Origin of the sequence: Streptomyces sp. NPDC057002, from assembly GCF_042673825.1 — a bacterium.
Classification (GTDB): domain Bacteria; phylum Actinomycetota; class Actinomycetes; order Streptomycetales; family Streptomycetaceae; genus Streptomyces.
Window position 1 is genome coordinate 162260 of the sequence record NZ_JBHURZ010000007.1, and the last position, 13376, is coordinate 175635.

10 protein-coding genes are annotated in these 13376 nt (G+C 73.0%); 8 read left to right on the forward strand and 2 right to left on the reverse strand.

Going from position 1 to position 13376, the window contains the following annotated elements:
- Nucleotides 1–34 precede the first annotated feature (34 nt).
- The 4 genes from ACFT32_RS31800 (at nt 35) to ACFT32_RS31815 (ending at nt 6301) form a co-directional block, all read left to right on the forward strand.
- Entirely contained in the window at nt 35–1249 is a 1215-nt protein-coding gene (locus tag ACFT32_RS31800) for a damage-control phosphatase ARMT1 family protein (RefSeq protein ID WP_382496183.1), read from the forward strand.
- A gap of 105 nt (nt 1250–1354) precedes the next feature.
- A complete protein-coding gene (cyc2, locus tag ACFT32_RS31805) occupies nt 1355–3520 on the forward strand; it encodes a germacradienol/geosmin synthase Cyc2 (protein ID WP_382496185.1) in 2166 nt (721 codons plus the stop codon).
- 116 nt (nt 3521–3636) lie between these two features.
- Complete coding sequence (gene phsA / locus ACFT32_RS31810) at nt 3637–5529, forward strand: O-aminophenol oxidase PhsA (protein WP_382496187.1); 1893 nt, start codon at nt 3637–3639, stop codon at nt 5527–5529.
- A 211-nt stretch (nt 5530–5740) separates the two neighbouring features.
- Complete coding sequence (locus ACFT32_RS31815) at nt 5741–6301, forward strand: PDZ domain-containing protein (protein ID WP_382496189.1); 561 nt, start codon at nt 5741–5743, stop codon at nt 6299–6301.
- Here the strand turns inward: ACFT32_RS31815 and ACFT32_RS31820 are convergent.
- Nucleotides 6294–7049 carry a phosphodiesterase gene (locus ACFT32_RS31820; RefSeq protein WP_382496190.1) on the reverse strand — a complete coding sequence of 252 codons (756 nt, stop codon included), beginning with the start codon at nt 7047–7049 and terminating at the stop codon, nt 6294–6296. The genes ACFT32_RS31815 and ACFT32_RS31820 overlap by 8 nt on opposite strands.
- Before the next feature lie 185 nt (nt 7050–7234).
- Here ACFT32_RS31820 and ACFT32_RS31825 point away from each other — a divergent pair, with 185 nt between their 5' ends.
- Nucleotides 7235–8362 carry an aminopeptidase P family protein gene (locus ACFT32_RS31825; protein ID WP_382496192.1) on the forward strand — a complete coding sequence of 376 codons (1128 nt, stop codon included), beginning with the start codon at nt 7235–7237 and terminating at the stop codon, nt 8360–8362.
- A gap of 46 nt (nt 8363–8408) precedes the next feature.
- Complete coding sequence (locus tag ACFT32_RS31830) at nt 8409–9365, forward strand: aminoglycoside phosphotransferase family protein (protein ID WP_382496684.1); 957 nt, start codon at nt 8409–8411, stop codon at nt 9363–9365.
- A 21-nt stretch (nt 9366–9386) separates the two neighbouring features.
- On the opposite strand, the gene treZ is transcribed toward ACFT32_RS31830, so the two are convergent.
- A complete protein-coding gene (gene treZ, locus ACFT32_RS31835; RefSeq protein WP_382496194.1) occupies nt 9387–11132 on the reverse strand; it encodes a malto-oligosyltrehalose trehalohydrolase in 1746 nt (581 codons plus the stop codon).
- A 173-nt stretch (nt 11133–11305) separates the two neighbouring features.
- Here treZ and ACFT32_RS31840 point away from each other — a divergent pair, with 173 nt between their 5' ends.
- A complete protein-coding gene (locus tag ACFT32_RS31840; RefSeq protein ID WP_382496196.1) occupies nt 11306–11872 on the forward strand; it encodes an FHA domain-containing protein in 567 nt (188 codons plus the stop codon).
- A 175-nt stretch (nt 11873–12047) separates the two neighbouring features.
- Nucleotides 12048–13376 (forward strand): M14 family zinc carboxypeptidase, encoded by a 1329-nt coding sequence (locus tag ACFT32_RS31845; protein ID WP_382496686.1) that lies wholly within the window; start codon nt 12048–12050, stop codon nt 13374–13376.

Genomic DNA, 13376 nt, shown 5'->3' on the forward strand with positions numbered 1-13376 from the left:
CCGGGCATAGGGGCCGCGCGCTACGGTGAGGCGCATGCCCGACACCCCCACCCCGCCCGTGCTCCTCGGCAACCAGCCGGGCTCGTTCCCCCACAGCGTGCTGGCCGAGCGGCACCCCGCGATCATCCGTCAGGTCCGCGAGGCCTTCCCTTACGAACCCGGGCAGCACAGCGCGCTCGACGACCTGCTGGAGAACTGCACCAAGGGCGGGATCGAACCGCTCCCTGCCGACGCGCACGACCGAGGCCTCTGGGAAACCTGGGGGCTGCGCGAATACACCGGCCGCTCCTGGTTCGACGTGCCGTGGCTGTGGTCCGAGAGCTGGTTCTACCGCCGACTCCTCCAGGCCGTGGGCTGGTTCGGGCCGGGCCCCTGGCAGGGCATCGACCCCTTCCGCCCCTTCAAACTGGCCGAACTCGACTCCACCGAGACCGACGAGGAACTGGCCGCACTCGACGACCTCGCGGACCGGCCCGCCGGCGAACAGGCACAGGCCCTGCTGCACGGCTCCCTCTGGGGCAACCGGGCCGACCTGGGCTTCCGCCTCTCCGCCGAGGGAGCGCGGGACGCGGACGCCGCGCCCGGTCTGGTGGCCGACGACAGCGACAGGCTGTGGTCCGTGCTCGGCGGCACCGGCACCGGCACGGGCGCTGGAACCGGCACCGGCACCGGCACCTTGTGCCTGGTCGCCGACAACGCGGGCCGCGAACTCGTGCCCGACCTGCTCCTCATCGCCCACCTCCTCGCCCACGGCCGGATCGGACGGGCGGTCCTGCACATCAAGCCGTACCCCTACTACGTCTCCGACGCCACCACCGCCGACGTCGTCGACGCACTGCGCCGGCTGACCGGAGCCGGGGGAGCGGCCGCCGACTTCGGACGGCACCTGTGGTCGGCCCTGGCCGACGGTCGCCTCGTCCTGCGCGCCCACCCCTTCTCCAGCGCCCCGCTGCCGTACGAGCAGATGCCCGCCGACCTGCGCGCCGAGTTCGCCTCGGCCACGCTCACGATCTTCAAGGGCGACCTCAACTACCGCCGCCTGGTGGGCGACCGGCTCTGGTCCCCGACTACCCCCTTCACCGACGTCACCGCGTACTTCCCCGGCCCGGTCGCCGCCCTGCGCACCCTCAAGTCCGACGTGATCACCGGCCTCGACCGCCGTACGGAGGCAGAACTGGTCGCGGCGGAGGACCAGCGCTGGCGCACCAGCGGCACTCACGCGCTGATCCAGGTGAGGGTCCCCGGCTAGGTCAGGCCACCTCCAAAACGCCTGGGTTCACTGTCGATTCACGCGATGGTGTGATCATGTGCCGCCCCGCGGATGCCGCCGCGGGGCACCGGGTAGGGCCCGGCCATGACGCAGCCGTTCGAACTCCCGCACTTCTACATGCCGCACCCCGCGCGGCTGAACCCTCACCTCGAAGAGGCCCGCGCCCACTCGACGGAATGGGCGCGCGAGATGGGCATGCTGGAGGGATCCGGCGTCTGGGAGCAGGCCGACCTCGACGCCCACGACTACGGCCTGCTCTGCGCCTACACGCACCCCGACTGCGACGGCCCGGCCCTCTCCCTCATCACCGACTGGTACGTGTGGGTCTTCTTCTTCGACGACCACTTCCTGGAGATGTACAAGCGCAGCCAGGACCGCCTCGCCGGCAAGGCCCACCTGGACCGGCTGCCCCTGTTCATGCCGCTGGACCTCTCGACTCCCGTACCGGAACCGGAGAACCCCGTCGAGGCGGGCCTCGCCGATCTGTGGGCGCGCACCGTTCCGAGGATGTCGGAGGAATGGCGGCGCCGCTTCGCCGTGGCCACCGAGCACCTGCTGAACGAGTCCATGTGGGAGCTGTCCAACATCAACGAGGGGCGGATCTCCAATCCCGTCGAGTACATCGAGATGCGCCGCAAGGTGGGCGGCGCCCCCTGGTCGGCGGGGCTCGTGGAGTACGCGACCGCCGAGGTGCCCGCCGCCGTGGCCGGGTCGCGGCCGCTGAGGGTGCTGATGGAGACGTTCTCCGACGCCGTGCATCTGCGCAACGACCTGTTCTCCTACCAGCGGGAGGTCGAGGACGAGGGCGAGCTCAGCAACGGCGTGCTCGTCCTGGAGACCTTCTTCGGCTGCACCACCCAGGAGGCCGCCGACACCGTCAACGACGTCCTCACCTCCCGCCTCCACCAGTTCGAGCACACGGCGTTCACCGAAGTGCCCGCGGTGGCCCTGGACAAGGGCCTCACTCCGGACGAGATGGCGGCCGTCGCGGCGTACACGAAGGGACTGCAGGACTGGCAGTCCGGCGGCCACGAGTGGCATCTGCGCTCCAGCCGCTACATGAACGAGAACGCGCGCGGCAGCAAGCCCTGGCCGGGCTGCAGCGGCATGGGCACCTCCGCCGCCGATGTCCGCGCCCTGCTCGCCTCGGCCGGCGTCGAGCGGCTGCGCTCCTACACGCATGTGCCGTACCAGAAGGTCGGGCCGTCCCGGATCCCCGACATCCGCATGCCGTTCCCGCTGGCACTCAGCCCGCACCTCGACGACGCCCGCCGGAATCTGCGCCACTGGGCGGACCGGATGGGCATCCTCGCCGAGGGCGTCTGGGACGAGGACAAGCTCAGGGCCTACGACCTCGCACTCTGCTCGGCGGGCCTCGACCCCGACGCCACACCGGAGGCCCTCGACCTCAGCGCGCAGTGGCTCGCCTGGGGCACCTACGGCGACGACTACTACCCGCTGGTCTACGGCCACCGGCGTGACCTGGCCGCCGCCCGGCTGACCACGGCCCGGCTGTCCGACTGCATGCCGGTCGACGGCGAGACACCGCCGGTCCCGGTCGACGCCATGGAGCGGGGCCTCGTCGACCTGTGGCTGCGCACCACCGCGGACATGACGCCCGAGGCACGGCGCACCCTGAAGGACTCGGTGAACGTCATGACCGAGAGCTGGGTCTGGGAACTGTCCAACCAGCTGCAGAACCGCGTCCCCGACCCGGTCGACTACCTGGAGATGCGCCGCGCGACCTTCGGCTCCGACCTCACCCTCAGCCTGTGCCGGATGGGGCACGGCCCGGCCGTCCCGCCCGAGGTCTACCGCAGCGGCCCGGTCCGCTCCCTGGAGAACGCCGCGATCGACTTCGCGTGCCTGACCAACGACGTGTTCTCGTACCAGAAGGAGATCGAGTACGAGGGCGAGATCCACAACGCGATCCTCGTCGTGCAGTCCTTCTTCGGCTGCGACTACCCGGCCGCGCTCGGCATCGTGCACGACCTGATGAGCCAGCGCATGCGGCAGTTCGAGCACGTGGTGGCGCACGAACTGCCCGTCCTGTACGACGACTTCCAGCTCTCCGACGAGGCCCGCGCCATCATGGGGGAGTACGTGACGGATCTGCGGAACTGGCTGGCGGGCATCCTGCACTGGCACCGCGAGGTGGACCGCTACAAGGCGCCCTGGCTGGCCCGGCGCGCCCACGGGTTCCTCCCGGACCGGGCCCCCGCCGTGCCCGTGCCCGCTCTCGGCGGCTGAGGCGGCGTTTTCCGGCCAGATCGACTCGGAACGGGGCATCACGGAACCCCCGGCGGCGCGCCGGGGGTCTTCCTGCGTGAGGTGAACGGACAACGCATCACACGGGGGTTTCCACCTTGACCGACATCATCGAAAAGCCGACCGACACCGCCGGGCAGACGGACGAGCAGGCACAGGCACAGGCGCCCGCACCGGCCGAACTGACGCCGTACGTCGCGCCGCTGCCCGTCCCGCCCGTCCTGCGTCCCGCCTCCGGCGACGTACTGCGCGAGACGGAGATCGCCCTGCGCCCGACCTGGGTGCGCCTGCACCCGCAGCTCCCGCCGACCCTGATGTGGGGCTACGACGGCCGGGTGCCGGGCCCGACCATCGAGGTCCGGCGCGGGCAGCGCGTGCGCATCGCCTGGACCAACCGCATTCCCCGGGACAGCGAGTACCCGGTGACCTCCGTCGAGGTGAAGCTGCGCCGGGACGGCCGCCCGCAGTCGAGCACCGAACCCGGACGCGACGGAGCCGAGCCGAACAAGGACGTCGCGGCCCTGCCCGCCTGGTCCGTGACCCATCTGCACGGCGCCCAGACGGGCGGCGGCAACGACGGCTGGGCCGACAACGCGGTCGCCCAAGGCGACGCCCAGCTCTCCGAGTACCCGAACGACCACCAGGCGGTGCAGTGGTGGTACCACGACCATGCCATGAACATCACCCGGTGGAACGTGATGACGGGTCTGTACGGCACCTACCTCGTGCGGGACGACGAGGAGGACGCCCTCCAACTCCCGTGCGGTGAGCGGGAGATCCCGCTGCTGCTCGCCGACCGTAACCTCGACACGGACGAGGACGGCCGCCTCAACGGCCGGCTGCTGCACAAGACGGTCATGGTCCAGGACAAGAACCCGGAGACGGGCAAGCCGGTCTCCATCCCGTTCACCGGCCCGTACACCACGGTCAACGGCCGGATCTGGCCGTACGCCGGAGTCGACGCGGGCTGGTACCGGTTCCGGCTGGTCAACGCCTCGAACGCGCGCATCTACGACCTCGTCCTCGTCGACGAGGAGAACAACCCGGTCCCGGGCGTGCTCCACCAGATCGGCAGCGACGGCGGGCTGCTGCCGCGCCCCGTCCCGGTCGGCTTCGACGAGTCCCTGCCGACGCTGACGGCGGCCCCCGCCGAGCGGTTCGACCTGCTGGCCGACTTCCGGGGCCTGGAGGGACGGACGCTGCGCCTCGTCAACAAGGGCCGCAACCAGCCGCCCGGCGTGCCGGACCCGGCGGGTGACGTGCCGTATCCGGCCGTCATGGAGTTCAGGGTCGGGGAGATTTGCGAGCCGGACACCTTCGAACTGCCCACGGTGCTCTCCGGCTCCTTCCGTCGTCTCAGCCATGACGTCGGGCACGGCCATCGCCTGGTCGTCCTCACCCCGCCCGCCACGAAGGGGGCCGGCGGCCACCCCGAGATGTGGGAGATGGCGGAGGTCAAGCACCCGGGCGACATCCAGGTCCCCACGGACGGCGTCATCCAGATCACCGGTCCGGACGACAAGACCAGGACCTACCGGCGCACGGCACGGACGTTCAACGACGCCCTCGGCTACACCATCGCCGAGGGCAGCCACGAGCAGTGGAGCTTCCTCAACCTCGCGCCCATCGTCCATCCCATGCACATCCACCTGGCCGACTTCCAGCTCCTCGGCCGCGACGCCTACGACGTCTCGGGCTTCGACCCGGAGGTGGGCGGCACGCGCACACCCATCCGGTACGACGCGGGCACAAGCATCCCGCTCGCGCCCAACGAGCGGGGCTGGAAGGACGTCTTCCGGGTGCCCGGCAACCAGATGCTGCGTGTCATGGGGAAGTTCGACGGCGCGCACGGGCGGTTCATGTATCACTGCCATCTGCTGGAGCACGAGGACATGGGCATGATGCGGCCCTTCGTCGTGATGCCCGCCGAGGTGCTGAAGTTCGACCACGGCGGCGCCCACGGCGGCCACGGGGAGGGCCACACGGGCTGATCCGATCCCCGGCTCGCACCGCGCCCGACAGGTCGGGCGCGGTGCGAGCCGTGTCCCGGTTCCGGCCTCCCTGGCAGGACTCCATGGCCCCTTCCGGCGCCGGTCAGTCTCACTCGTTCGTGGCTCGTCGCGTGCCGAGGTGCCGGGTAGAGCACCAGCCGTGATCGTTCCGCGTCCGCCGGAGGCGATCGGCACCATCCGGAGGCGAGCCATGGAACAGACCGCGCTGCGACCCAAGCCGATGCCCGGTCAGGAGCCCGACGCGGCGGTGCCTGCCACCGAGGCCGGTCCGGCCCGGCCGCGCCCGCGCACCGCCCGGCGGCGCGGCAGGCGGCTCGTCAACGCGCTGTTCGCCGCCTTCCTGGGCGCGGTCCTCGTCCTCTCCGGGATCGGCCTCGGGGCGGTGGGCGTCACGATGGCCGAGACGGGCGGAGTCCTGGACCCGCGAGGGTGGCGCAAGCCGTCGCCCCCCGGCCCCTCGCCGTCCGCCGCCGCGTCCGTGCCCGCCGCCGTGACCCTCGGTGTGCAGGTCATGGACGCCGGGAAGCCGGGGGCCCTGGTCGTCGGGATCCATGTCCCGGGCCCGGGACACGCGGCGGGCCTGGAGCGTGGCGACCTGCTCCTCGTCTTCGGGACGACCCGTGTCGACACGGCCGCCGACCTGGCCCGAGCCGTCGCCCGTGCCCGGCCCGGTTCCGAGGTCCGGCTGACGGTGCGGCACCGCAGCGGTGGCTACGAGCAGCTGACGGTCGTACCGGCCGTCGTCACGTGACCACCCGGAAGTGGCTCGTGAGCCGCCCCCTGTCGTCCAGGACGTGGAAGGCGAGTCCGGGCGGCGCGTCCCGGTCCGCGACCTGATCGCCCTCCCAGGGCAGCCGCAGCGTCCAGGTCACACCGGGGCCGGTGACCAGCGGCCGCCCCGCGAAGGAGGTGGCGGCGGGGGTGTGGGCGTGGCCGGTGATCAGACCGGCGATCTCGGGCCGGCGAGCCAGCAACGCGGCCAGCCGGTCGGCGTGCCGCAGCCGGCAGGAGTCGGGCAGCGGGTGGTGCAGCGCCACCGGCGGGTGGTGGAAGGCGAGCAGGGCCGGAAGACCGCCGTCGAGTTCGTCCAGGGTCGACTCGATCCAGTCGTACGTCTCCTCGTCCAGCTCCCCGTCGTCGCTCCCCGGGACGCTGGAGTCGCACATCAGCACGGCGCCGTCGTCGAAGACCTGCACGCTGTTGACCGGCCCCTCGGCCCCGGGCAGGCCCAGCAGCGCCTTGCGATAGGGCACGCGGCTGTCGTGGTTGCCCGGGCAGGTCAGCACGGGGAACGGGGCGTCGCCGTCGCGCAGCCCGAGCAGGCGGGCCGCCTCGTCGTACTCGGGCTCCGTGCCGTGGTCCGCGATGTCCCCGGTCACGAGCAGGGCGTCGACCCGGCCCGGCAGTTCCCGCAACCGGTCGCGGACGCGCTCGGCGCGCTCCGTCGCCCGCGCACTCCCGTCCAGATGCAGATCGCTGATGTGTGCGAGTACGAGCACGGCCGTACGTCCCCTCGTTCGAGCGGCTAATGGATGCAGTGAATATAAGCATTAGCGCTAATGCCTGGGCAATCATCTGCCGTTAGCGGTGATGTTCGGATGATGTCCGCAGACGGCTCGCGCCGCCCCCTCCGGCCGGGCAGGATGTCTGCCCGTAGCCCCTTCGCCCGTCCTGGGAGGCCCGGATGACCGGAAGCACGGCCGCGTCCTTCACCGCCGACGACTACGGGGCCCGCATGGAGCGCGCCGCGCGGGACGCCGCCGAGGCGGGTCTCGCGGGCCTGCTGGTGGCCCCCGGACCGGATCTGGTCTGGCTCACCGGCTACACGCCCCCGGCGGTCACCGAACGGCTCACCCTGCTGGTCCTCGCCGCCGGGCAGGAACCCGTCCTCGTCGTCCCCGCCCTGGAGGCCCCGGACGCGCACAAGGCGGCCGGCGCGCCCGCCCTGGCCCTGCGCGACTGGACCGACGGCAAGGACCCCTACGCCGCCACCGCCGCACTGCTCGACGCCTCGGGCCGCTTCGGCATCAGCGACAACGCCTGGGCCCTGCACCTGCTGGCGCTGCGGCAGGCCATGCCCGCCAGTTCCTACGCCTCGCTCACCGAGGCCCTGCCGATGCTGCGCGCCGTCAAGGACGCGGCCGAACTGGAGCTCATGGCGGCCGCGGGAGCCGCCGCCGACGCGACGTTCGAGGAGATCCGGAACGTCCCGTTCGCCGGCCGCCGGGAATCCGAGGTGGCGGCGGACCTCGACCGGCAGCTGCGCCGGCACGGACACGAGCAGGTCGACTTCACCATCGTCGCCTCAGGCCCGAACGGCGCCAATCCGCACCACGAGGCGGGCGACCGCGTCATCGAACGCGGTGACATGGTCGTCCTCGACTTCGGCGGCCTGCGCGACGGCTACGGCTCCGACACCTCCCGCACGGTCCACGTCGGCGAACCCACCGACGAGGAACGCCGCGTGCACGACATCGTGCGCGCGGCCCAGGAGGCCGGCTTCCGCGCCGTGCGGCCGGGGGCCGGCTGCCAGGACGTCGACCGGGCCGCCCGTGCGGTCATCGCCGACGCCGGCTACGGCGAGTACTTCATCCACCGCACCGGACACGGCATCGGCGTCACCACCCACGAACCGCCGTACATGATCGAGGGCGAGCTGCGATCCCTCGTGCCCGGCATGTGCTTCTCCGTGGAACCCGGCATCTACCTGCCGGGCCGGTTCGGCGTGCGCATCGAGGACATCGTGACCGTCACCGAGGACGGCGGGCGGCGCCTGAACACCACCACCCGCGAGCTGGTCATAGTGGAGTGACGCCACCATGTCCCCACCACGCCTCCCGAACGGCAACGGCGCGACCATGACCCAGGCACCGACACCCACCGCGGACACCGTCCGCCGGCTGGTCCGTTCCCTCCTCAAGGACGGCAAGGAGACCAAGCAGGCAAGGGAAGGCACCGGACCCGACGTCCGGCCCGCCACCCAGGGCGCCGAACCCGCCACCTGGTGGGTCGGCAGCCGCCATGTGCTGCGCCTCGCCCCCGACCGCGAGGCCACCGTGCGCCAGCGCCGCGAACTGCGCCTGCGCGACCTCGTCCGCCCGCACCTCCCTGTCGCGGTGCCGGCCAGCGTGGCGCACGGCGAGTGGGCGGCCGGGCTGACCTACACGCTGGACACCAAGGTGCCAGGCGGCTCGGGGCAGGAGCACGACGTGTCCGCCGTCGGCGAGGCCGACCTCGCGGCACTGCTCACCGGGCTGCGCGAGGTGCCGGTCCGGCAGGCCGAGACCCTCGGTGTGCCGCGCGCCGCGCCGCGCTCCCTGGAGGGGCTGCGCCGGGCCGCCGTACGCGCCGCCGAACACTGCGCCGACGCCGACGAGTTCGACGCCGCACGCCTTCACCAGCTCACGCAGGCCGCCGCGGCCCAGCTCGCCGCCCAGTCCGGCTCGGCGGTCCTCACCCACCACGCCCTCACCGGCGGCCACCTCGTGGTCAGTGCCGACGGCCGGGTGCGCGGCGTCCTCGGCTGGGCCGGCGCGGTCGTCGGCGACCCGGCCGAGGACATCGCGGGACTCGCGCTCGCCGTCGGATCACCCGCCGCCGTACGCGCCGCCACCCTCGCCGGCTACGGCGCCCGGCCCTGTCTGCGCGGCCTGTGGCTCGCCCGCTGCGACACCGTCGTCCACCTCGCCGAGGTCCTCACGGGCGGCGACGCGGGCCGGCTCGCCGTGGCGCGGACGCGGCTGCGCCACGCCTGGGAGCCGATCCTGCTGGAACGCGTGACGGACCTGCGCGAGACGGACGACGACGCCCTGTAGCCGGGCGCCGTCGCAGGCGCCTCACTCCTGCAGCAGCACCACGCCCGACTCCCCGGGCAGCCGCACCACCCCGTCGGCCCCGGGCGTCTCGACCGGCTCCCACGCGGCCAGCACACGCGCGTGCGGCACGCCGAGCGACAGCTCCGCCGGTTCCGGCGCCAGGTTCACCGCCACGAGGACGTCCCCGCGCCGGAAGGCGATCCAGCGGCGCTGCTCGTCGCAGGCCACCTTGGTGTCGGCGAGGTCGGGGTCGGTCAGATCGGGCTGCTCGTGACGCAGGGCGAGAAGCCGCCGGTACCAGGCCAGCACGCGCGCGTGCGGCTCGCGTTCCGGTTCGGACCAGTCGAGGCAGGAGCGGTCCCGGGTCGCCGGATCCTGCGGGTCGGGCACGTCCTCCTCCTTCCAGCCGTGCGCCGCGAACTCCCGCCGCCTGCCCCGCCGTACGGCGTCGGCGAGCTCCGGATCGGTGTGGTCGGTGAAGAACTGCCAGGGCGTGCCGGCCGCCCACTCCTCGCCCATGAAGAGCATCGGAGTGAACGGCGCCGTCAGCGTCAGTGTCGCCGCGCAGGCCAGCAGCCCGGGGGAGAGCAGCGCCGAAAGCCGGTCCCCCTGGGCGCGGTTGCCGACCTGGTCGTGGGTCTGGCTGTAGCCGAGGAGCCGGTGCCCGGCCACGCGCGTGCGGTCCAGGGGGCGTCCGTGGTGCCGCTCGCGGAAGCTCGAGTACGTGCCGTCGTGGAACCAGCCGCCGCTGAGGGTCTTGGCGAGCCCGCCGAGCCCGGCGCGCGCGAAGTCGGCGTAGTAGCCCTGCGACTCGCCGGTCAGCGTGGTGTGCAGGGCGTGGTGGAAGTCGTCGTTCCACTGCGCGTGCAGCCCGAAGCCGTTCTCCGGGCGGGAGGTGATGAGCCGCGGGTCGTTCAGATCCGACTCGGCGACCAGGAACAGCGGCCGGTCCACCTCGGCCGCCAACGCGTCCACCGCCGCCGACAGTTCCTCCAGGAAGTGCCGCGCGCGGGTGTCCACCAGCGCGTGCACCGCGTCCAGGCGCAGCCCGTCGATCCGGTAGTCGCGCAGCCACGCCAGCGCGCTGCCGACGAGGAACGCGCGCACCTCGTCCGACCCGGGAGCGTCCAGATTGACCGCGGCGCCCCAGGGCGTGTGGTGCGTGTCCGTGAGGTACGGCCCGAAGACCGGCAGGTAGTTGCCGGACGGACCGAAGTGGTTGTGCACCACGTCGAGGACCACGCCCAGGCCGAGTTCGTGGGCCCGGTCGACGAAGCGTTTCAGCGCCTCGGGTCCGCCGTACGGCTCGTGCACCGCCCACAGCGAGACGCCCTCGTACCCCCAGCCGTGTGTGCCCGGAAAGGGGCACAGCGGCATCAGCTGCACATGCGTGACGCCCAGTTCGGCGAGATGACCGAGCCGCTCGGCCGCCGCGTCCAGGGTGCCCTCGCGCGTGTACGTCCCCACGTGCAGCTCGTACAGCACCGCGCCGGGCAGCGGCCGCCCGGTCCACCGCGCGCGCCACGCGTACCGCTCGTGGTCGACGACCGCGCTCAGCCCGTCCGGGCCGTCCGGCTGCCGCCGTGAGCGCGGATCGGGCAGCACGGGCCCCTCGTCCAGCGCGAAGCCGTACCGGGACCCGTCGCGCGCCTCGGCCTCGCCCCGCCACCACCCCGGCCGTTCCGGATCGCGCTCCAACGCCTGCGTCGCGCCGTCGCACTGGAGCGTCACTCGGCCGGCCTGCGGTGCCCACACCTCGAACTGCACGGACGGTTCCCCTTCGTCTGCTCACCGTGATGTAGCCCGTCCATGGTGCGTCAAAAGAGATCAATCCGCTGGCGCATCCTCCCTTTTGCGGCAGGTGTCGCCGGGTACGCGCCCGTGGCGGCCGTTTTCCCGTTTTCTGGACAGCCCGGCCGCGCTGCCCGACAATCACCAGCGTGACGTCGTCCTTCGAGTTCAACACGTACCCCGCGCGGCTCTCCGACGTGGAGCGCGACAGGGCGCTGAAGGTGCTCCGTGACGGCGTCGCCATGGGCCGCCTGTCCCACGACACGTTCGTCCGTCGCATGGAGCTGGCGCTGACCGCCCGCCGCCCGGACGAGCTCGCCGTGCTCACCGCCGACCTGCCCTCGGAGGGCCGGGTCTCCCGGATGGTGTTCGGCACCGTCGAGGCGGTCTCCGGATTCACCGTGCGGCTGCGCCGCGCCTGGCGGGCCGAGCGGCTGCCCAAGCTGCTGCTGCCCCACCCGGAGCACGGCCATCCGCTGCGCATAGGCCGCGACCCCGCCAGCGGGCTGCGCCTCAACCACGAGACCGTCTCCCGCGTGCACGCCGAACTCCGCCACCAGGGCGGCATGTGGGTGCTGCGCGACCTCGGCTCCACCAACGGCACGACCGTGAACGGCCGGCGGGTCGTCGGCGCGGCCCTCGTCCGCGAGGGCGACCAGGTCGGCTTCGGGCAGATGACGTTCCGGCTGACCGGGGTCCGGCCGGCGGCCGGCTGACCTGAAACCGAGGCACTCCCGGGCTCCGGCCTGGGAGTTGTCCGCCGCCCTTCCGTCAGGGTGGCTCAAATCCCGTTGCCGTCCGTGGTGTTGACGTACCCCTGAAGTCGTGACTCACTGTGCGTACGCCATCTACATCTGGTGAACCGACGGCACCGCATGGGGGAGGTGTGCCCTGCCGCCCTTTCCGCGCTACCCGACCGTCGACGAACTGGGCGCCCGGGCCGCCGCCCTCGTCGCCCGCCACCCCCGTGACGCCCGGCTGCGCCGGATCGGCACCTCGCGCGCCGGCACCCCCCTGTGGCTGCTCTCCGTCGGCCACGGCAGCCGCCAGGCCCTCGTCGTCGCCGGCCCGCACGCCAACGAACCCGTGGGCGGCGCCACCGTGCTGCGCCTGGCCGAGCGGGCCCTGGCCGACGCGCGGCTCACCGAGGGCGCCGACGCCACCTGGAACCTGCTGCTCTGCCTCGACCCGGACGGGCTGCGCCGCAACGAGGGCTGGCTCACCGGCCCGTACACCCTCGGCCAGTACTTCCGGAACTTCTTCCGGCCCGGCTTCCTCGAACAGCCCGAGTGGCTGCCCGACGGCGCGGCCGGCGCCGCCCTGCCCGAGACCCGTGCGCTGCTCGACGTCCAGGACGAACTGCGCCCGTTCCTCCAGTGCTCCCTGCACGGGGTGGACATCGGCGGCGGCTTCGTCGAGCTCACCCGCGATCTGCCCGGCCTCGCTCCGCGCCTCGCCCACATCGCCGCCCGGCTCGGCATTCCCCGCGAACTCGGCGCGTACGACGCCCTGTACTGGCCCGGCCTCGGACCCGCCGTCTACCGGATCCCGCCGCCGCGCCGGGCCGGCCTCGCCGCGGCCATCACGGAGGCGGCCGTCGAGTCGACGTGGTTCCACCCGCACGGGCACGGCACCGTCACCGCGGTCGTCGAGGCGCCCATGTGGGGCGTGGCGGCCGTGTCGGACGGCTCCCCGCCCGCCGATCAGGACGCGGTGCTACGGGCCGTCAGCCGCGACCTGCGCCATGACACGGGGCTTCTGCGGCACCTGCTGGCCCGGATCCGCCCGCACCTGGCCCACGTGCCCGAAGCGGCGCGCCTGCTCGCCCCGGTCGACGACTATTTACTGGTCTGCCCCGGCCTCGCCGACGCCTGGGACCCCGAGACCGGCCACGGCGCGGCCCAGCCCCTCCCGCCCCTGACCACCGCCCACCTGGCCGCCCTGCGCATCTCGGGGCGACGGCTGGTGCTGCGCACCGCGGGGCTGCTGCACCAGCTCGTGCGGGCGGCGGGCCGCGACCCGGCCGGGGCCCTGCCGGAGCTGGACCGGCTGATCGACGAGTGGTGCGCCGACTACCGCGACGGCTGCGGGGCGCGCTGGATCCCGGTGGCACGCCAGGCGGAGTACCAGACACGTGTGGTGCTCTGTGCCTCCGAGCTGGCCGCGCGGCACACCGGCGCTCGGGAGGCCGGGGCGGCGGTGCCGATGCGGCGCGACTGA